The sequence below is a fragment of the Actibacterium naphthalenivorans genome, from assembly GCF_014196965.1.
Taxonomy (GTDB): Bacteria; Pseudomonadota; Alphaproteobacteria; order Rhodobacterales; family Rhodobacteraceae; genus Actibacterium_A; species Actibacterium_A naphthalenivorans.
Window position 1 is genome coordinate 15,390 of the sequence record NZ_JACIEQ010000007.1, and the last position, 20,341, is coordinate 35,730.

Annotated in this window: 19 protein-coding genes; 6 read left to right on the forward strand and 13 right to left on the reverse strand. The window is 64.0% G+C overall.

Annotated elements, in window-relative coordinates:
• Positions 1 to 150 precede the first annotated feature (150 nt).
• The gene (locus GGR17_RS17045; protein ID WP_054540653.1) at positions 151 to 945 is read left to right on the forward strand and encodes an IclR family transcriptional regulator domain-containing protein; all 795 of its coding nucleotides are present in this window, start codon (positions 151 to 153) and stop codon (positions 943 to 945) included.
• 222 nt (positions 946 to 1,167) lie between these two features.
• Entirely contained in the window at positions 1,168 to 2,001 is an 834-nt protein-coding gene (locus tag GGR17_RS17050; protein WP_054540654.1) for an IclR family transcriptional regulator, read from the forward strand.
• Positions 2,002 to 2,164: 163 nt separating this feature from the next.
• Here the strand turns inward: GGR17_RS17050 and GGR17_RS17055 are convergent, their stop codons facing one another.
• From GGR17_RS17055 to GGR17_RS17095, 9 genes are all read right to left on the reverse strand, one after another.
• A complete protein-coding gene (locus GGR17_RS17055; protein ID WP_054540655.1) occupies positions 2,165 to 2,401 on the reverse strand; it encodes a hypothetical protein in 237 nt (78 codons plus the stop codon).
• 66 nt (positions 2,402 to 2,467) lie between these two features.
• Positions 2,468 to 3,397 (reverse strand): SDR family NAD(P)-dependent oxidoreductase, encoded by a 930-nt coding sequence (locus GGR17_RS17060; protein WP_054540656.1) that lies wholly within the window; start codon positions 3,395 to 3,397, stop codon positions 2,468 to 2,470.
• A gap of 27 nt (positions 3,398 to 3,424) precedes the next feature.
• On the reverse strand, positions 3,425 to 4,600 hold the full coding sequence (locus GGR17_RS17065; RefSeq protein ID WP_054540657.1) for an acyl-CoA dehydrogenase family protein: 1,176 nt from the start codon (positions 4,598 to 4,600) through the stop codon (positions 3,425 to 3,427).
• A 54-nt stretch (positions 4,601 to 4,654) separates the two neighbouring features.
• Positions 4,655 to 5,713: an acyl-CoA dehydrogenase family protein gene (locus GGR17_RS17070; RefSeq protein ID WP_054540658.1), complete on the reverse strand. Its 1,059-nt coding sequence runs from the start codon at positions 5,711 to 5,713 to the stop codon at positions 4,655 to 4,657.
• 13 nt (positions 5,714 to 5,726) lie between these two features.
• Positions 5,727 to 6,572, reverse strand: a complete 846-nt coding sequence (locus GGR17_RS17075; RefSeq protein ID WP_054540659.1) for a MaoC/PaaZ C-terminal domain-containing protein — start codon at positions 6,570 to 6,572, stop codon at positions 5,727 to 5,729.
• The gene (locus tag GGR17_RS17080; protein ID WP_054540660.1) at positions 6,569 to 8,686 is read right to left on the reverse strand and encodes an acetate--CoA ligase family protein; all 2,118 of its coding nucleotides are present in this window, start codon (positions 8,684 to 8,686) and stop codon (positions 6,569 to 6,571) included. Before GGR17_RS17080 ends, GGR17_RS17075 begins: the two co-directional genes overlap by 4 nt.
• A gap of 2 nt (positions 8,687 to 8,688) precedes the next feature.
• Positions 8,689 to 9,840 (reverse strand): thiolase, encoded by a 1,152-nt coding sequence (locus GGR17_RS17085; RefSeq protein ID WP_054540661.1) that lies wholly within the window; start codon positions 9,838 to 9,840, stop codon positions 8,689 to 8,691.
• Between the two features lies 1 nt (position 9,841).
• The gene (locus tag GGR17_RS17090; RefSeq protein ID WP_054540662.1) at positions 9,842 to 10,210 is read right to left on the reverse strand and encodes a Zn-ribbon domain-containing OB-fold protein; all 369 of its coding nucleotides are present in this window, start codon (positions 10,208 to 10,210) and stop codon (positions 9,842 to 9,844) included.
• Between the two features lie 451 nt (positions 10,211 to 10,661).
• Positions 10,662 to 11,609, reverse strand: a complete 948-nt coding sequence (locus GGR17_RS17095; RefSeq protein ID WP_054540663.1) for a LysR family transcriptional regulator — start codon at positions 11,607 to 11,609, stop codon at positions 10,662 to 10,664.
• Positions 11,610 to 11,730: 121 nt separating this feature from the next.
• On the opposite strand from GGR17_RS17095, the gene GGR17_RS17100 reads away from it, so the two are divergent.
• Genes GGR17_RS17100 through GGR17_RS17115 form a run of 4 tightly spaced genes read left to right on the forward strand, consistent with a single transcriptional unit; the run spans position 11,731 to position 15,704 of the window.
• The gene (locus GGR17_RS17100; protein WP_407926659.1) at positions 11,731 to 12,894 is read left to right on the forward strand and encodes an acyl-CoA dehydrogenase family protein; all 1,164 of its coding nucleotides are present in this window, start codon (positions 11,731 to 11,733) and stop codon (positions 12,892 to 12,894) included.
• Positions 12,894 to 13,994 (forward strand): CaiB/BaiF CoA transferase family protein, encoded by a 1,101-nt coding sequence (locus tag GGR17_RS17105; protein ID WP_054540665.1) that lies wholly within the window; start codon positions 12,894 to 12,896, stop codon positions 13,992 to 13,994. Before GGR17_RS17100 ends, GGR17_RS17105 begins: the two co-directional genes overlap by 1 nt.
• A gap of 4 nt (positions 13,995 to 13,998) precedes the next feature.
• Complete coding sequence (locus GGR17_RS17110; protein WP_207722680.1) at positions 13,999 to 14,847, forward strand: FAS1-like dehydratase domain-containing protein; 849 nt, start codon at positions 13,999 to 14,001, stop codon at positions 14,845 to 14,847.
• On the forward strand, positions 14,841 to 15,704 hold the full coding sequence (locus tag GGR17_RS17115; RefSeq protein WP_082386786.1) for an HpcH/HpaI aldolase/citrate lyase family protein: 864 nt from the start codon (positions 14,841 to 14,843) through the stop codon (positions 15,702 to 15,704). Before GGR17_RS17110 ends, GGR17_RS17115 begins: the two co-directional genes overlap by 7 nt.
• Positions 15,705 to 15,770: 66 nt before the next feature.
• Here the strand turns inward: GGR17_RS17115 and GGR17_RS17120 are convergent, their stop codons facing one another.
• From GGR17_RS17120 to GGR17_RS17135, 4 genes are all read right to left on the reverse strand, one after another.
• Positions 15,771 to 17,213 (reverse strand): NAD-dependent succinate-semialdehyde dehydrogenase, encoded by a 1,443-nt coding sequence (locus tag GGR17_RS17120; RefSeq protein ID WP_054540667.1) that lies wholly within the window; start codon positions 17,211 to 17,213, stop codon positions 15,771 to 15,773.
• Between the two features lie 47 nt (positions 17,214 to 17,260).
• Positions 17,261 to 18,229, reverse strand: a complete 969-nt coding sequence (locus GGR17_RS17125; protein WP_235974527.1) for an alcohol dehydrogenase — start codon at positions 18,227 to 18,229, stop codon at positions 17,261 to 17,263.
• Positions 18,230 to 18,461: 232 nt separating this feature from the next.
• A complete protein-coding gene (locus GGR17_RS17130; protein WP_162231846.1) occupies positions 18,462 to 19,211 on the reverse strand; it encodes a transporter in 750 nt (249 codons plus the stop codon).
• 315 nt (positions 19,212 to 19,526) lie between these two features.
• A complete protein-coding gene (locus GGR17_RS17135) occupies positions 19,527 to 20,282 on the reverse strand; it encodes a glucose 1-dehydrogenase (protein ID WP_054540670.1) in 756 nt (251 codons plus the stop codon).
• Positions 20,283 to 20,341 lie beyond the last annotated feature (59 nt).

Genomic DNA, 20,341 nt, shown 5'->3' on the forward strand with positions numbered 1-20,341 from the left:
AAATGCAACCCGGTTCGACAGGCTGTTCGCCGATCACAAAGACTGCTAGGTGAGGCTGCGGACGGGGGAATTTTTTGCTAACACATCCACTTCATTCTCGACCGGTGGAAGCGCCGGTTGGGGAAATGACAATGTTAGGGGGTAACTGATATGGCCTATCAACCGGTGATTGCGGCACTGAGGGTGCTAGACGTTCTGGCTGCGATCAGCAAGACAGCCGGAAAGGCCACTGTCGGTGAAATTCACCGCCTGACAACGCTGGACAAGGCAACGATCGTGCGAATGCTGACCACGCTGGCCCATGCCGGATATATTGTGCGCGACAGCGACAACCGGACCTACCGCGTCACCGGTAAGACCCTGCAACTCAGCGCGGGCTACAACCGGCATCAGGCCATCGGGTCAATTGTGTCAGAGGATCTGGCGCAGTTCCGGCAATTCATTGGTTGGCCTTCGGATGTGTCGATCTTCGACGAGGACGCAATGCTGGTCGTCGAGACATCTCGGGAAACCGAGCCGATGCGCTTTTTCCGCAAGCCCGGATATCGGGCACCGATGCTTTACACCAGCCTCGGGCGGTCCTATCTCGCCTTCTGCCCGGAAGAGGAACGGCAAGCTTTCCTGGAGCGCGCGCAGAAGAATCCCGCACCGGAATTCGCCCTCGCGCGCGCCCCGGATGCATTGGAAGCGCTGCTCGAAACCGTGCGGGCGCGGGGCTATGCCACGATGGACGATGGCTATTCGCGCGAAAACTACGAGTCGCAGTTTTTCAGCATCGGCGTCCCGATCCGGACGCACGCGCAGGTGTTCGGCTCCATGAACATCATGTATCTGCGCCGCGCCATGACACCTGATGAGGCGCGCGATCAGTTTCTCGCGCCGTTGGTCGAGGTTGCGGACAAACTGGCCGCGAAACTCGAAATGCATACGGGCGACGTCGCCTGATATGTGTCGCTGCCGCGCGTCCCGACCATTCCAATCCCGAAGGACTTCCCAGATGCCACAAGCCATAGGCTTCGTGGGCCTCGGGGCTATGGGCTTCGCGCGGCCGGCTCGATAAGCTGCTATCGCCACTTGGCTGTATGGGAATTGTTCAAGGCGAACAACGTACTTTCGAATTCGTCCTGGCCATTCTATGATAGGCTGAAAAGCCGAATGGAGTGAGGCATGAAAGAGGTGCAAGGGATCGTCGGCGAGGAAAAGGCAAACGAGACGACGCGCGGCGCTCAGAAGTTTGTCGGCGCAGTCGAGAATGCCATTTCCATCTTGCGTTTCCTGTCCCATGACCACGCGGCGTCGGGTGTCGCCCGAATTGCACGTGAAACCGGCATCAACGTTTCGACCACGTTCAACATCCTGCGCACCTTGGCGAATGAGGGTCTGATTTCGATGAATCCGGCGACTAAGGAATATAGACCCGGACTCGGCCTTCTCGAATTCTCCATTCCCCTGCTTGGCACCAACCAGATCGATCTGCTGCACCCTGTCCTGGAGCAGCTTTCGGTCGGGCACCGGGCGTTAATCGGCCTGTGGAAAGTCACGCCCCATGACCGCATCGTGCTTGTGGATCGCGTCGTGGAAGGCAAGACGGTCCGTGTCGACATGGCGCTCGGATCGCGCCTCCCGGCTCTTGCCGGCGCAGTGGGCCGCTGCATCGCGGCGACCCGCCGACTGCCGAAATCGGAACTGCAACGCCGGTTCAACTCGCTACGCTGGCAGAACGCACCGACTTTCGAGGAGTATGCCGCAGACGTGGAGCGTGCCCAGTTGACGGGTTACGCCTTCGACCACGGGAACCTCTTCCAGGGGCTCGACATTGCGGCCGCCGTCATCGTTGATCACGAGGGCCGGGCGCGCTTCGGTATCAGCGGCATTGCCATCATGGGCCAGATGACGAAGACGGAACTCGACGCATTGGCCCGCGAACTGCGGGATACGACGAACCGCGTTTCCGCCAATCTTTACGGCACCCACGAGGACCCGCGCGTGACGGATGCCTAGATGGCGTAATGGGTCGGCTTTTCATTCGTAGCCAGTTGGTTGGCTGTCCGGCTCCTTGCCCTCCTTCGCTGCGACGTCTTCACGACCCCCTGCGATCGGCTTACTCCGCCTTGGCCGGAGACTGGCAGACGCCGCCCCGGAATTGCACACCGCCGATCAGGTGTCAGGCTTGTCGCTGATCCGTTCCGCTATCGTCGAAATCCTCGGCGATCAGTTTGCGAACAACGCTGACCGGAAAGAACATCCGCAGCGGCGATCCGGCGCAATGATCGACGAGCAGATCGCCGCCATAGCTGCCCCCGCGAATGCTCTGGTCTCGCTCTATCATCGAAAAATAGTCTGCCGGACCGATGTTGCCGGCGTCGATGAAAGTATCCTGCTTGATAAGCTCACGTGTCACCTGTCTTCGGGGCCGTCACTTCAACAAGATCCGGGAAAAGCCCGCTGGTTGTTTCCCCCTGGCACCTCAGATCGGATCCCAAGAGAAGACGTCGCCCGAACGCTCCAGCGGGGTGAAACCCGCCTGGAAGGCTGGTAGGGCGCGTTCTGCAATCAGGGCCGGCGTCCAGCCATCTCCCGACTGGACGCTGCGGATCGGTCGCATGGCGTTGAACAGGAACAGCTCGTTGAGGCGCGCCGCGAAAACCTGCCCGGTAACACCCGCCGCCGCCGCCGCCGCCGACGCCAGGAAGACGACGAGCGGCGCGTTGGTTTCCGGTGTCATGCGCTTCATGCGCTCGACACGCGCCTGCTCTTCCGGTGTCGTTGCCGGGATGGAGCTGGTCATCCGGCTCCAGGCGAAGGGCGCGACGCAGTTCGAGCGCACGCCGAACCGGCTCATGTCCAGGGCGATTGATTTCGAAAGGCCGACGATGCCGAGCTTGGCTGCGGAGTAATTCGCCTGGCCGAAATTGCCGATCAGCCCCGAGGTGCTGGTCATATGCACGAACGCGCCGCTGCCCTGGGCCCGGAACGGCTCGGCCGCCGCACGGCTCATGTAGAAGCTGCCGTTCAGGTGGACGTTGATCACCGCTTCCCAATCGGACGGGTCCATCTTGTGGAAGATGACGTCCCGAAGGATGCCGGCATTGTTGACCACCACATCCACCTGTCCAAAACTGTCCATCGCCATCTCGATGGTGCGGCGCGCGGCATTCCATTCAGACACGCTTTCGCTCGAGATGATCGCCTGCCCGCCGATCTGCTCGATCATCGCACGGGTTTCCTCGGCGGGTGCGCTGGAACGCTCGCCGCTTCCTCCCAGTGAGACGCCAATATCGTTGATTACCACGCGGGCACCCGCCTTGGCGAATTCCAGCGCGATGCCGCGCCCGATCCCGCCGCCCGCCCCGGTGACGACCGCAACCTTGCCCTCAAGCCCCAAACCCACTGTCATTTCGTACTTCCTCCTTGAATAGGCGCTTTATCGGCCGAGACCGAGCACTTGCCTGGCAACAATGTTGCGTTGAATTTCGGATGACCCGCCATAGATCGATGTCGGACGCGCCTGAAGGAAGACGCTGCCCGGATAGAGCGTCGGCGCGTCGGGCACTTGCCCGGCAAGCGTTCCCAGTTCCCCGGCAACGTCCATGATGCGGTCTGCGATCTTCTGGTAGAGCGCGGATTGGTTGATCTTCAGCATGGAAACGTCGGGACCCAGCGTATCGCCACGTCGCACCTTGTCTGCGAAGGTCGTGTAGAAGGACTTGTGGTCCTCGAGCTCCATGCGCAATCCGTTGAGGAGCGATGCATAGTCGCCCCTCTTTCCCAGATGGTCGCAAAGCCGCTCAAGATGGTCGAGCGCGCCTTCCGATTGCTTTGGCGAGCCCAGGAACAGGCGTTCGAAGCCAAGGAGGTTCTTGGCGATGGTCCAACCCTCGTTCACCGCGCCGACAATCGCGTCGGCGGGAATGCGGACATCATCGAAGAAGACCTCGGCAAATTCGTCATGCAGGTCGATGTTGATGATCGAACGGACCGTCACGCCGGGCGTATCCATCGGCACCAGGAAGAAGCTTATGCCCTTTTGCTTGGCGGCCTGAGGATTCGTGCGGGCAAGCACGAAAATCCATTGTGCGTCCATGCCCAGCGTCGTCCAGACCTTCTGGCCATTGATCACCCACTGATCGCCTTCGCGCACGGCAGAGGTCCGCAGCGCCGCCAGGTCGGAGCCGGCATTGGGTTCGCTGTAGCCTTGACACCAGATGACTTCGCCCGAGAGGATCTTCGGCAGATGGTAGGCGCGCTGCGCATCGGTTCCATGCGCGATCAGGAGAGGACCGACCATGGTCACTCCGGTATCGGGCAGTCTCGCACAACCATAGCGCTCCATTTCCTCGATCAGGATCAGCAGCTTCGAGGGCGTCAGTCCCATCCCGCCATATTCGCGCGGCCAGCCGGGTGCCAGCCAGCCCTGCTGCGACAGTATCTTGTACCATGGCATGGCTTCTGCAGCGTGCAACCGCTTGGGAGGACTGCGCAGGTCCTGCGGATAGTTGGTAGCGATCCAACCACGCACCGCAGCGCGAAAGTCGGTATCCGAAAGCAGGTTCAGATCCGCATGCGGCTGAGGTGCCGTCAGGCTAGCGGTGGCTGTCATTTCGTTCTCCCCTGGAAGCGGGTGCGCTTCCGAAAAAAGCCGCTGTGATCCCGCTCATGGCCGCCCCTCCGTCAGGCTGCCGTAGCGTTGGCGATGGAAGCCGGCACTGCCGTAGCGCGGCGCCAGCACCATGGCGCGGCGCAGGAACAACCCGATATCGGCCTCGTCGGTGTAACCGATGGCACCGTGCAACTGCACCGCCTCTCTGGTGACCAGCATGGCGGCATCGGCCGCCCGCGCCTTCGCTCTGGAGGTGATACGACGGCAGTCGTCGCCCGCATCGAAGGCCTCGATGGCATCGTGCAGCACCGCCCGCGTCAGGCCAATCTCGATTTCCATATCCACAGCCCTGTGCTGCAGTGCCTGGAAATGGCCGATAGGTTGGCCGAACTGGACGCGTGTCTTGAGGTAGTCAAGCGTGATGGCAAAGGCGCGCTCCATGATCCCAAGCAAGGCCGACGCCGTGGCTAGGGCCGCCGCTTCAAGGGCCTTCGCATCGGGCGCGGACAACCGGTCCGCCTCGACCCCATCGAGGATCAGGGTCGCCGTGTGACCGCCATCGACGGTGTCTTCAATTTCAAGCGACAGGCCCGCGGCTTTCGCGTCGATCAACCAGCAGGCTTCACTCGAAACGACAAGAAACGCATCGGCGGCGGCGGCCATGGGCACGAAACGCCGTCTTCCCGAGATCCGCCCCTCGGCCTCGGTGATGTCTCCGGCGATCGTGAGGCCATCGGGGGCATCAAGCCAGGCCGGCAAGATGAGCCTGTCACCGCTCAACGCTTCGGCAGGTGCGTCCTTGCCCATGAGATCAAGCGCAAGCTGGGCCTCGATGAACGGTTCGGGCAGCAACGCCGCGCCGACCTCGCCGGTGAGCGCCGCATATTCGGCCATGCCGAGACCGGCCCCGCCCGCCGCTTCCGGCAGCCGAAGTCCAAGCCAACCCATCGCGGAGATCTCGCTCCAGCGGCCTCGGTCCAGCCCCGGCCTGCCAAAGCGCAGCTGTCGAACAGCCTTGAGATCGCCATCGCGCGCAGCAACGCCTGCGGCGCTTCCGACCAGCATGCGCAGCCCCTCAAGCCTGTCCTCGCCCGTCGCGTTTACTACATCCATCGCCGTTTCCTCCTCATTCGAATTGGGCGAGACCGTTTGCGAGCACCACCACATCGCGCTCTGTCACGCGCATGCGGAATGAGCCGTCCGGCCAGATTTCCGTAAGCAGGGTCTCTCCCGGCAGGACCGTCGAACTGAAACGAACATCAAGCCCCTTGAGCCGCGTCGGATCGCCTGCGCAAAGCGTCTTCACCAGAGCATGCGCGGCGATGCCCAGGGTGCACAGCCCGTGCAGGATGGGCCGCTCGAATCCCGCCCTGGCGGCAACATCAGGATCAAGGTGCAAGGGATTGTTGTCGCCATTCCAGCGATACCAGAGCGCCTGTTCGGGCCGCGTCTGCATCTTGCGGACATATGCGGGCTCGGTTTCGGGCAGCACATGGGTCTGCTTCACCGGACCGGTCGGCCCCCCGAAGCCTCCGTCCCCGCGCAGGAAGGTGGTGGAACGGGTCGTCGCGTAGAGCCTGCCATCCTCCGCGTCGCGCAATTCCTTTTCGGTATAGAGCAGCGCGCCGCGCCCGGCGCCCTTGTCGATGATGCCGGTCACGCGGGTCTTGCCGATCACCACACCTTCAGGCGGCAACGGGGCATGCAGCGTAATGCCTTGCTCACCATGGACGAGGCGCAGCGCATCGACCCCGGTATCGGGGTTGGCAAGCCAGAACCCAGGATGCCCGAGCACTAGGGGCAGGGTCGGAAAGGGGGTCAGCGCGCCTGCGCCGACGAACCCCAGATCACCCCGGTCCATCGGGTCCTGTCCGACGCCGATAGATAACGCATAGAATGCGCACTCGCGCGGACCGTAGCTCTGGCGGACCTCGGGAATGTGGTAGGCCCTGATCTTTTCGTAGTCGATCATGGCAAATCCTCCTCATCGCACTCGATCACCGCGTCGAGCGCGAAGGCCCCGTCGGGCAGCGCGAGCACCGGATTGAGATCAATCGCGCGCAGGCGAGGGCCCGCAGCGGTGGCAAATGCGGAAAGCCGTGACAACATGGAGGCAAGCCCATCTATATCAACGGGCGCGCGGCCGCGTGCCCCAGTCAGGATTGCCGCAGCCTTGATCGACAGGATCATCTCCCGCGCCGACGCCTCGTCGAAGGGGCAGGGGCGGATCGCCACGTCGTTGAGAATCTCGACAAAGATCCCGCCCAGACCGAAGACGGCGACAGGGCCGAAGACGGGGTCGCGGCTAATGCCCATCAGGCATTCGACGCCCCCCGAAAGTTGTCGGGCCACCAGGATACCGGCAATGCGCGCCGCGGGAGCAGCCCTGCCGACGGTGTCGAGAATTTCTTGATAGGCAACGCGGGCGGACTCGGCATCGGCCAGGTTCAGCCTGACACCGCCGATATCGGACTTGTGAACGATGTCGGGAGAGACAATCTTCATCACGACAGGGAAACCGAGTTCGGTCCCGGCGGCGGCGGCGCTTTCCGCCGAGTGTACGATCCGTTCGGGGGCAGCCGCGATGCCTGCTTTCGCAAGAAGCACCTTTGCCGCGTATTCGTCGGGGCTGACGGCTGGCAGGTGAACATCCGGCAGATCCGGCAGACCCTTCGGCTTTCGCGCCATCATTTCGCCCACCCGTCCCATCGCCGCAATGGCCCGCACGGCCCGGCTTGGATCGGAAAATACAAGGAAACCAGCCTCCTCGTAGGCGCGCGTGACGGCATCATCCGCGATGATGCACAGCGCCAGCAGCCGCTCGGGAAACTCGGTCCGGATCTTGTGCAAGGTTTCGCGCAGCTTCGGCGCGAGCGTCGCGCTTCCAGCCACATAGGTCATGAAACACAGGATCGACTGGTATCCGCCATCCCTGATCGCCGCGCGGGTGAACTCCTCGAACAACGACATGTCGTTCAGCGCCTGGGCCGTGCAGTCAAGCGGATTGGCCGGAGCGCCATAGGGCAGAAGCTGTTTCAAGCGGACCTGCGCCTCGGCCGGCATGGCCGGCATCGGCAAGCCCAACAGTTCCGCCTCATCGCTGGCGACAATCCCCGCGCCGCCGCTGATGGTGATTACGCCGAGACTGTTGTGGACGGGATAAATCCGCTGCCGCGCCGCGTAGGCGAAATCAAGCATCTGTTCGGTATCGCGCACCCGGATGACGCCATGCTCGGCAAGAACCGCCTCGGCCACAGCATCGTCCCCGGTGAGCGAGGCCGTATGCGAGGCGGCCGCCGAAGCACCGATGGAGCTGCGTCCGGATTTCAGCATGAAGACCGGCTTGCCGGCTGCACGCGCCGCATCAAGGGCGGCGATCATGCGGTCCGCGTCACGAAAACCCTCCTGATAGGCGCAGATCACGTCCACCGCATCGCTGCCGGCCATCCAGCCGATGGCGTCGGCGACCGTCACATCCGCCTCGTTGCCGGTGGTAACCAGAACCGAGGTCCCAAGGCCGCGCATCCGCGCCACGGCCGCAAGATGCGTTCCGTAAGCGCCCGACTGGCTGGCGATGCCGACATTGCCCGGCAGGGGGAATGCCATTTCCAGAAACGAGGAGAAGGTGCCGTAATACCCCACGGCGACATTGTAGACCCCCAGCGTGTTGGGACCGAGCACGCGCATGCCGTAGCCACGTGCAATGGCCAGCACTTCGGCCTGGATTTTCTCGCCTTCCGCACCCGTTTCGGCAAAGCCCGCGGAAAACAGCGTGACCGAGCGGCACCCCTTTTCGCCAAGCGCCCTGACGATCTCGGGCGTCTGCTTCGCCGCGACCGCGATGATGCCGGCCTCTGGCGTCTCGGGCAGATCGGCGACCGAGGCATAGCAGGGCAGCCCCTGGACCTCGTCACGGCCGGGATTGACCGGCAGGATGCGCCCCTTGTAACCGCCGCTCAGCATGGCCGCTATCGGGCGTCCGCCGATACGCGCAGGATCCGCGGATGCGCCGATGATCGCGACGGACCGCGGCGCCAGCAGCGCGCCAAGGGATGCGAAATCATGGGTGCGGGGCTTTGCGGTCATGGTCACAGCACGGCCTCCGAACCGAGAAAGGCCGTAACCTGGCTTGACAGTGTGCCACCATTGCCATGCAGGAGTGCGACATCCGCCGTCTTCAACTGGCGCTCGCCGGCTTCCCCCCTGATCTGGGCCACGCCTTCGGCAATCAGGAACATGCCATACATTCCCGGATGCACGCAGGACAGGCCGCCGCCGTTGGTGTTGACCGCCAGTTCCCCCCCCGGTGCGATGCGCCCGTCCTGAACGAAGCGGCCGCCTTCGCCCTTCGGGCAAAAGCCGAGATCCTCCAGGAAGAGGATGGTGTTGATCGTGAAGGCGTCATAGAGCATGACGAGATCGACCTCGCCGCGGGTCAGACCCGCCATTTCGAAGGCGCGCGGCCCGCTTTCACTGGCGGCGGTCACGGTAAGGTCGGGCATGGCCTGAATGGACCGATGCCAGTTCGCGCCGGCCGCGCCGAGGAAATAGACGGGCTTTTGGGGGAAGTCCCTGGCCCTGTCCGCCCGGACGAGAATGCAGGCGGCGGCGCCATCGGTCACCAGACAGCAGTCGCCGGCAGTCAGGGGATCGCTGACCATGCGCTTCGACAATACGTCGTCGCGGGTCAAGGGGCCACGCGCAAAGGCATCGGGGTTGAGGTTCGCCCACTGGCGCGCGGAAACCGCGACATCGGCCAGCATGTCCCGCGTGGTCCCGAACTGGTGCATGTGCCGGCTGGTGGCAAGCGCATAGGCCGTGATCGGATGGCGTGGCGCGTAGGGCGTCTCGTGCCATTGCGGTTCGGACATGGAGACGAGGCGGCCGCCTGCCGTGCGCTGGTTGGAACCGTAGCAGATCAGCGCCACGTCGCAGAGTCCCGCCTCCAGCGCGAGAGATGCCTGCAAGAGATGCATCTCGAAGCTGGAGCCGCCGACATTGGTGCTGTCGAAGTATTTCGGCTTCAGGCCAAGATATTCGGTGACACTCATCGAGGCAAAGGCGTGGCTGCTGGTCGCCGCGAAAACCGCGTCGATATCGCCGAGTTTGAGGCCGGCATCCGCCAGCGCCGCATGGACGGAAAGCCCCAGAAGTTCAATGGCCGAGTAGCCGGGCGCCTCACCCACGCCCGCCACACCCATGCCGACGATCGCTGTTTTCCCGCGAATGGAATGGCTCATGTCACTTCTCCTCCGGATCGAAGACGACGCGCGGATTTGCCCCCGCCTCGATCCGCGCCCTGACGCGGGAACCGATGGGCAGCGTCAGGGCGCCGACAACCGTGGCCATCATCCGCGGCCCCTCGTCAAGGTCGATGAGCGCCACGTTGTAGGAGCCTTCGCGCTTGCGATTGACCGTGATGGCATAGACCGTGCCGCCGCCGGAGGCTTCGACCCAGCCGAGATCGACCGCGCCAGAAGGTGCCATCACCTTCGGATAGAAGACGTATTCGCCCGTTTCGCGGCTGCGCTGGATCATGAAACGTCCCTCGGCCAGGAACCTCTCGTAAATCGCCTGCGGCCCGGCGGTTGCTTTTGCTGTATCGTCCATCATTCCCCTCCTCGGATGAGGATGCTGGCACGGCAGAACCACATCTGCCTCGTGCGCATACCCCATTTGCTAGTCATGCCGGCCAGAAGCCGGAGATGCCTCCACGTGCAGTTCCATCGCTTCCGGGAGGGTTGGCGCGGGGGGCCGGGCAACCTGCACGGTTCCAAGATCTGCAGCCCACGGCATCGCAACCTCCCATTGCAACGCAGGATCAACCATCAGACTGATTTTCGCATAAAGAATGGCTTTCGTCTATGAGAAAATGGTGTAGTCCGGCATGAACGATACGTCCGTGCCGTTAGGGGGCGGTCACATCATCCATGCCAGGCCGAGGCCAACTTCTACGCAGCTCTGGAAACTGAACCCTTGGCCGCGCAACCAACCGACATCAGGCTCCGGCAAACTCCGGGGCGCGTCAGTCCCTTTCGGACCCACAGAAAATATCACACTATCAAACCGTCGAATCAAACACCGAAGCGCCAAGCCAGCGCGTTCCGGTCCAGCGCTCGCCCTGCACCTGTTTGCGCATCAACTCGCGCAGTAGCGACATTACCGCCGCGCAAGCATGGCTTGAGGCTTCGGCCAGCGGTCCCACCAGATACACCTCGCGCAGGCAGTCTGCGGCGTGCCAGCGGACGACTTTCAATGTGCCAGCCGCAGCTTCGCGCGCGACCGCATGCAAAGGAAGGATCGAGACGCCTTTCCCGCGTTCGACCAACTCCTTGATGTTCTGATAGGAATCCAGTTCGATATTCACGGCCAGCCTGATCCCTCTGGCGCGGGCCCAGCCTTCCAGAAGCTGGCGCAGCCCATGCGCCGGTCCGGGCAGGATCAGCGGCAGGTCCAAAAGCGCCGAGGCCTCGATCTCGGCCGAGATGTCGTGACCGGGCGGGACCAGCAGAACCAACTCTTCCTGCAGAAGGAGCTCTGATCGGAAACGCGCATCGGTGGCTGGCAGATAAAGCACGGCCAGGTCAACGCGGCCCTCGCGCAGCCAATCCAGCACGAAGCCGCTCATCGCCTCGGAGATGGTCAGCCTTACGCCGGGAAGCTGCGCCTTGGCCGCCAGCACCAGATCCGGTGACAGGATTCCGCCGATCGTGCCGGGCAAGCCCAGCCGCACGTCGCCTTGCGGCTCGCGCCCAAGGTTGCGGATGTCGTCTTCCAGCCGCGACATGTCGATCAGAAGACGCCTTGCCCGTGCCAGCAGCATCTCTCCCGCTTCGGTCAGCTTCACCCCGCGCGCGCCGCGCAGCAGAAGTTTGGTGCCCAGATGCTCCTCCATGTTGCGCAGATGCAGCGACAACGCGGGCTGGGCGACGTTCAGCCGCTGCGCCGCCGCCGAGATCGACCCCGTCTCGGCAATCGCCTGAAAGTAGCGCAGCTGTCGCAGATCCACCGACGGCCCTCCTTCTTGTTCAATCCATCATATTTCGGTATGGCTGTAGTCGCAATTATATATTTGTGCGATGTGTCGCCCATCCGCTAACTGCATGGCATCCACAAAGAGGAGCAGACAGGTGATCGAGACCAGCGAAGGGTCATTCCAGGACATCCGCGATGCGGTGCGCGCACTCTGCGTGCAGTTTCCCGATGCGTATCACCGCCGGATTGACGAGGAGCGCGGCTATCCCGAAGAGTTTGTGGAGGCGCTGACCCGGGCGGGGTGGATGGCGGCCATGATCCCTGAGGAATACGGCGGTTCGGGGCTGGGGCTTGCAGGAGCCTCAGTCATCATGGAGGAAATCAACCGCTCGGGCGGCAATTCCGGTGCCTGCCATGGCCAGATGTACAACATGAACACCCTGGTCCGGCATGGGTCCGAGGAACAGCGCCGCCTCTATCTGCCGAAGATCGCCGCTGGCGAATTGCGGTTGCAGTCGATGGGGGTGACCGAACCGACGACGGGCACCGACACCACGAAGATCAAGACCACCGCCGTCCGCAAGGGCGACCGTTATGTGATCAATGGCCAAAAGGTCTGGATCAGCCGGGTGCAGCATTCGGATCTGATGATCTTGCTGGCCCGCACCACCCCGCTGGCCGAGGTGGCGAAGAAATCCGAGGGCCTGTCGATCTTCCTTGTCGACATCAAGGCGGCGATGGGCGCGGGCATGGCGGTGCGCCCGATCCCGAACATGGTCAACCACGAGACCAACGAATTGTTCTTCGACAATCTGGAGATCCCGGTCGAGAACCTGATCGGCGAAGAGGGCAAGGGGTTCAAGTACATCCTGACCGGGCTGAACGCCGAGCGGACGCTGATCGCGGCCGAATGCATCGGCGACGGTTACTGGTTCACCGAACGGGTCGCGAAATATGTCTCGGAGCGCGAGGTCTTCGGCCGGCCGATCGGCAAGAACCAGGGCGTGCAATTCCCGATCGCCGAGGCCTTCATCGAGGTCGAGGCCGCGAACCTGATGCGGTGGGAGGCCTGCCGGCGCTATGACGCGGGGCTTGAGTGCGGGGCACAGGCGAACATGGCCAAGTATCTGGCCGCAAAGGCCAGCTGGGAGGCCGCGAATGCCTGCATCCAGTTCCACGGCGGCTTCGGCTTTGCCTGCGAATATGATGTGGAACGCAAGTTCCGCGAGACCCGGCTCTATCAGGTCGCCCCGATCTCGACCAACCTGATCCTCAGCTATGTCGCCGAGCATATCCTCGGCATGCCGAGGTCGTTCTGATGGGCCTGCCGCTTCAGGGAGTGAAGGTCGTCGCCATCGAACAGGCCGTGGCCGCGCCCTTTGCCACGGCGCGTCTGGCCGATGCCGGGGCAGAGGTGATCAAGATCGAACGGCCCGAGGGCGATTTCGCCCGCGGCTATGACGATGTGGCCAGGGGCCAGTCGAGCTATTTCGTCTGGCTGAACCGCGGCAAGACCTCGGTGACGCTGGACCTCGGCTCGGACCGGGGCAAGGCCGAGCTGGCGCGACTGATCGGCGGCGCCGATGTGCTGGTCCAGAACCTGAGGCGCGGCGCGCTGGCGCGGCTGGGCTTTCCGGCCGAGCGGCTGGCGCGGGACTTTCCCCGGCTCATCACCTGCTCGATTTCCGGCTATGGCAATGACGGGCCAATGGCCGACCGCAAGGCCTATGACCTGTTGATCCAGGCCGAGTCGGGGCTCTGCTCGATCACCGGCGGGCCTTCCGAACCGGCGCGGGTGGGCATATCGCTGGTCGATATCGCGACAGGTGCGACCGCCTATTCGGCCATCCTCGAAGCGCTGATCGGCCGCGGCGTCACCGGGAAAGGGGCTGCGATCTCGGTCTCGATGTTCGATGTCATGGCCGACTGGTTGACCGTGCCGCTGCTGAATCACGAAGGCGGAAAGAGCCCCCGGCGCATCGGCATGGCGCATCCCTCGATCGCCCCCTATGGCGTCTTCACCGCCCGCGACGGTGCGCCGATCCTGATCGCGGTGCAGAGCGACCGCGAATGGCGGGCCCTCGCCCAAGCATTTCTGGGGGATCCGGCGCTTGGCACCGACCCGCGCTTTGCCACCAATGTCGCCCGCGTCGCCAACCGCGCGGAGACCGATGCCGCGGTCGCCAGGGCTTTTGCCAGCCGCGACGGGGCTGACGCGATCGAGGCTCTTCTGGCTGCGGGTATCGCGCTGGCCTCGGTCAATGACATGGAAAAGCTGTCGCACCACCCGCATCTGCGCCGGGTGACCGTCGCCACGCCGAACGGCCCGGTGCAGATTCCTGCGCCCGCGCCCATCTTTTCGGGCGAGGACCGCAGCTATGGCCCCGTCCCGCCGCTTCAGCCCCTTGCCGAGGCATGATGACATGATCGCGCTCGACCTTGTCCATCTGCGCCAATGGATCGGCCGCGAGGAGACGCGGGCCGAGCGGCTGACCACCGCAATCGCCGCGCGGTTCAACGCCACCTTCGACCGCACAGAAACCGCGACGGAAGGCGAACCGGCCCCGGACCTGATCCACCTCTGCCTCGCCCCCGACATCGCGCCGACCTCGACGCTCGGCCCCGACGGCCACCCGGCCCGGGGCGGTTTCCTGCCGCCCGTGCCCCTGCCGCGCCGCATGTGGGCGGGCAGCCATTTCCGCTTTCACGAAGACATCCGGATCGGTCACATGGTCACCCGCCGCTCGGTGGTCCGCGATGTGACCGCCAAGCAAGGCCGCAGCGGCCCCCTGTGCCTCGTCACGGTCGAGCATCGCATCGACAGCGACGGTGCGCTTGCCGTTACCGAACGCCAGGACATCATCTATCGCGCAGCCGGTCCCGCTGCGCCCCCCTCTGCTGCGCCTCCCGCTGCCGAGGCCGCGCCAGAGGGCCGGTATCGCCGGGCGATCGACGCAAGCCCGACGCTGCTGTTCCGCTACTCGGCGCTGACCTTCAACGGCCACCGGATCCATTACGACGCCCCCTATGCCCGGGCGGAGGAGGGCTATCCGGGGCTGGTCGTGCACGGGCCGCTGCAGGCCACGCTCCTGCTGCAATTCGCCGAAGCGCTGCGCGGAAAGCGCCCCGCGCAGATCGGCTTTCGCGGCCTTTCCCCCCTCTTCGACACCGCCGGCTTCACCCTGAATGCGCAGGACGAGGGGGACGGATTGCGGCTCTGGACCGCGGCCGAGGGCGGGCCGGTGGCGATGGAGGCGCGGGCGGAATGGTGACCCCTGACCGTATCGCCCCCGACCGTATGGCGACTGTCCGCGCCCCGCTGTTCGTGCCCGCCGACCGGCCCGAACGCTTCGGCAAAGCGGCGGCCTCGGGGGCGGATGCGGTGATCCTCGATCTGGAGGATGCCGTGGCCCCCACCGCCAAGGCCGCCGCCCGCGCTATGCTGCGCCGTGATTTCACCACCCTGCCGGTGATCCTGCGCATCAATGCCGCCGGGACAGCCTGGCATGCAGACGACCTTGCGGCGGCGGCGGCGCTTCGCCCCTCGGCCGTCATGGTTCCCAAGGCCGAGGCACCCGACGATCTCAGGCGCATCGTGGCCGCGTTGGCCGACATACCCTTGGTCGCCCTTGTCGAAACCGCCCGCGGCCTTGCGCAATGCCGGGCGATTGCCGTTGTGCCGGGCGTCATCCGTCTTGCCTTCGGTTCGGTCGACTTCTGCGCCGATCTTCGCTGCGCGCATACCCCCGAGGTGCTGCTGCCTGCACGCTCCGAACTGGTGCTCGCCTCGCGTCTTGGCGATCTGCCGGGGCCGCTCGACGGGGTGACCACCTTGCTGGACGACGCGACCGAAACGGCGCGCGACGCGGGGCGCGCGCGTGATCTGGGGATGGGCGGCAAGCTGTGCATCCATCCCCGCCAGATCGAACACGTGCTGGCCGCCTTTGCCCCTACGGCCGAACAGATCGACTGGGCCAGACGCGTTCTGGCCAGCGGCGATGGCGCGGTCCAACTTGGCGGCACCATGGTGGACGAACCCGTCCGCCAGCGGGCGCGCGCCATCCTTGCCGAAGCTGCGGCCCCCGAAAACCGCCGCGCCGCCGGCTTTCATGGCGACAGCGCAGGGTGACACCCGACCGAGGAGCGCCAGACCGGCAGCCGGGAGGTTGCCGGACGGCGCCAACGGGCGGTCATCCTAGACGGCGGCCTGCGTCACCAGCTTTGAAATCAGATATGAGTTGATGGCTTCCGAGCCGCCCTCAGACCCGTAACCGGAGTCCTTGACCCCACCAAGCGGGAGTTCCGGCAATCCCAGAAGGGTGTGGTTGATTGCCAGCATGCCAACTTCAAGCTCGGTCTGAAACCTTTGCGAATTGCGGATCGACGAGGTGAACGCATAAGCTGCAAGGCCATAGGGAAGGCGGTTCGCTTCAGCGATCGCCTCGTCGATCGTATCGAAGGGCGACAGCATCGCGACCGGCCCGAAGGGTTCCTCGTTCTGGATGCGCGATGAAAGACTGACATCGGTGAGAACGGTCGGGGCTTGAAAGAACCCGGCCCGCGGTGCCGCATCGCCCTCGACCAGCACCTGCGCCCCCTCGCTCACTGCCTCCTGGATAAGGCCGGCGACGGCCTTGACCCGGCGCTCGCTGACCAGCGGGCCCATTGCCGTGGCCGGTTCGAGCCCCGATCCGGTCCGCACCTTTTTCACATGCTCGGCCAGCGCCGCGGCGAAGCGGTCGTAGATGCCCCGCTGGACCAGCACGCGCGTGGGCGAGATGCAGACCTGCCCCGCATTGCGGAGCTTGAAACCCGCAACGGCCGCGACCGCCGCCTCGACATTCGCGTCCTCGCAGACGATGACCGGATTGTGGCCGCCCAGTTCCATCGTGATGCGCTTCATGTGTTTGCCGGCCAGGGCCGCAAGCTGTTTGCCCACAGGCACCGAGCCGGTGAAGGACACCTTGCGGATCACCGGATGTGGAATGAGATAGTTCGCGATGTCAGCCGGTTCGCCGTAAACGATGTTGAGAACGCCCGGCGGAAGCCCGGCGTCCAGAAGCGCTTGTGCAAGTGCCGCAGGCGAAGCCGGCGTGTCTTCGGGCGGCTTGGCGACAACGGTGCAGCCGACGGCCAGCGCGGCACCAAGTTTGCGCACCAGTTGCGACATCGGGAAATTCCATGGCGTGAAGGCCACGACCGGACCCACCGGCTGCTTGAGCACCATCTGGGTCACGTTCGGCGAACGCGCCGGAATCACCTGCCCATAGGCGCGCTGGCCTTCGCCGGCGAACCAGTCGAGCAGATCGGCGGACGACATCACCTCGGCGCGCGCCTCGGCAAGGGGCTTGCCCATTTCCATCGTCATGCACGGCGCGAGGGTATCGGCGCGCTCGCGCAGCAGCACGGCCGCCTGACGCAGGATGCTGCCGCGCGCATAGGCGCCGGCATCCCGCCAGGCCGCGAAGGCGCTGCCCGCGGCCTGCACCGCCTCCTCCAGATCGGCAGGTTCGGCCATCGCATAATGGCCAATCACCTCTGCGGTTGCCGGATCATAAACGGCTGTTCGCTGCCCCAGCGCGCCATCGCGCCACCGTCCGTCGATCAGGAGTTGAGTATCAGGATAGGTCGTTTCCATGTTGGTCCCCCGGGCGCCCGCCTTCGTGGTGCCTTCAGTCAAGTCATTTACACACCGGCCAGAATTGCCCTGCCGACGATCTTGCCACCGGCGAGGCTGTTCAGCACGTCCTCAGCCTCGTCGAGCTTGTAACAGGTGGTGGGAATCGGCTTGATCGCGCCATTGCGGGCAAGCTGCATCAGTTCCGCGAACTCTCCGGGGGAGCCCGTATAGCTGCCGCGAATCGTGAGCGCGCGCACGGCGATCAGGGGAAGCGCCCAAGGGGCAGCCCCGCCGAACAGCCCGACGATGACATACGTTCCGCCCTTGCCCAGAGCGTCGAAGCCAAGCCCGGCCGTCGCCTCGGCGCCGACGAAGTCGATCGCCGCAAGGGGCGCCTCGCCGGCGGCGGCATGAATCTGCGCCACGGCATCCGCGGCGCGCGGATCGACCGCCGCACAGGCCCCCGCGGCAAGGGCGGACGCCCGCTTGACAGGGTCGATGTCGACGAAGACGGGCGCCTTGGCACCCAGCGCCTGCAACAGTTGCGCGCACATCAGCCCAAGGCCGCCAGCGCCGATCACCAGAAGCGCATGGTCCTTCAGTGTGCCCTCGACCTTCTTGAGCGCGGCGTAAGCCGTAAGCCCCGAACAGGCCAGCGGTGCGGCGTTTTCGGGTGGGATATCTCCGATCTCATGAAGATATTTCGGATGCGGCACCCGGATCTGCGTGGCATAACCGCCATCGACATGCATGCCGAGAAACTGCGGTTTCATGCACAATTGCTCCTGGCCCGAGGCACAGATCGCGCAGGTGCCACAGCCGATCCAGGGATAGACCACATATTTCTTTCCCCTGTCGAGCGTGCCGACATCCGGGCCAGCGGCGACCACTTCCCCGACCGTTTCATGCCCCATCACCAGCGGCAACGCGATCCCGCGCTTGGAGAATTCCAGCTTGCGGCCGTGGCCAAGATCATACCCCCCCTCGCGGATATGCAGGTCGGTGTGACAGACGCCGGCGGCGGTCACGGACAAGATGACCTCCGTTCCGCGAGGGGTCATGTCCGGCCTGTCGTCTGGACGCAGGGGTTGACCGAATTCATGAACACATTGGCAATGCATGATGTTTTCCTCCCTTACAGCTCATCAATGATGTAGCTTTTGGATTTGCAGTTGCTGGAATGGGGCGGAAAGCACCGCTCGTTTCCGGACGATCGACGCTTTCCGCCTTTCCCAGGAATATTTCGACCCACCGCTCCCGCACCGTTCAGAAGAACTTCGCGAGCCGGAGGGTCAGCGTTGCGTCGCGCTCGAACGTATTCTGCGCGTCCACATCGTGCCCGACTTCCATCAGGAACTGCGTTGTCGGGTCGAGCATCTGGGACCAGGCCACCCGAACGGTGGTGGATTCCACGTCCGCGCCCTTGATGCTTCCCACCGTTTCGGCACCCCCCCAACTTGTCGTGGCCCCAAGCGAAAGCGTCGTCCTGTCGCTCGCATTGTAGTTGATCCAGCCGAGCGCGGTATAGCTCGGATCCTTCTCGACATTCGCTCCACCAAGGCCATCCTCGTTGTCACCGTAGACCGTGACGTCGCCCACAAGATCCACCGACCATTTGGGGGCAATATTGAACACGAAGCCTGGCTGAATGGCGACGGACCATCGGTTGGAGCCCAACCCAAGCTCAGTGGTAGAATAGTCGCCGGTCGGCATGGTGAGATAGGTGGCGATGGCGAAATAGCGTCCGTTTTCGGGATCGTTCAGCGGCCAGATCGTACCGACAAGAGTCGTGTCCCCGAAGGAGAGGTCCTTGGTGCCAACGGCGGTTCCGCCGATGCTCATGTTGTCCAGCCCCCCGAAGGGTTGCAGCACGTTCACGTCGGCACGCATTCCCCCGAGGTCGAAATAGTAGACATAGCGAAGAAGGCCCACGTTCGTGTCGAGGCTCGACCCCGCCACTTCGTCGCCATTGCCGTCAACCAAAGTGTCTGAGGTGCTGCCAAGATAATATGCCAATCCAAGCTGCGTTCCCGCGGGTGCGGGCACGAAGTCACGCGGCTGCGCGTCCCACCCATACGCGGCGGTCCCCGTCATTAGACACTGGGCAGCAAGCCCGGCCGCTACGATTGCGGAATACCGAACATTCTTTCCTGGCTTCGACATCATCATTTCCTCCCTATTGATTTCCATTCTCTCAACGTGGCCCGTAGCGCCACAACTCTCCGAGGCGGAATGCGCTTTCCGACTGTCCCGATTGTTGACTGCCGACAGGCAAGCTGCCGGCAGTTCTCAGGTTCTCAGGATTGCGCCTTCGCGGTGGACCCGGAACGGTCAGTTGGCCGTGTAGCCACCATCGACCACCAGTTCCGCACCGTGCACGAACGAGGCCTCATCCGAGGCAAGGAACAGAACGGCGTTCGATACCTCGCCCGGCTGGCAGGGCCGGTCGAAGAGTGTCGCCCCCATGATCGCCTTGCGGGTCGCGGCATCGCCGTGCAGCAGATCCTTGGTCATTGGCGTGTCGATGACACCGGGATGGACCGAGTTCACCCGGATGCCGAACTGGATCAGATCGACCGCGCAGGATTTGGTCATCAGCCGCACCGCGCCCTTGGAGGTGATATAGGCCCCGGCCATGGCCGCCCCGACGATGCCATAGATCGACGAGATGTTGATGATCGAGGCCTTGCCCGATTCCTTCATCAGCGGCACCGCAGCGCGGATGCCCAGATAGACACCCTTCACGTTGATGTTCATCGTCCGGTCGAATTCCTCGGGCGAGGTTTCGTGCAGCGGCTTCAGAATCAGGATACCCGCGTTGTTCACCAGAATGTCCAGCCGCCCGGCCTTTTGCCGAACCGTCGCGATGGCGTTGTTCCAGTCGTCCTCGCTGGCCACGTCATGCTTGATGAAGTCTGCTTTGCCCCCGGCCGCCACGATGCCCTTGGCCACCGCTTCGCCTGCCGCTACGTCGCGGTCGGTGACAAAGACATGCGCACCCTCGCGCGCCAGAAGTTCGGAGTGGGTCTTGCCCATCCCCATCGCAGCGCCCGTCACGAGGGCGACTTTTCCAGATACACGTCCCATAGACTCTCTCCCTTAATTTTTCGGCTTTCGTCGAAGTAATCTGTGGCCGGGAGGGCACT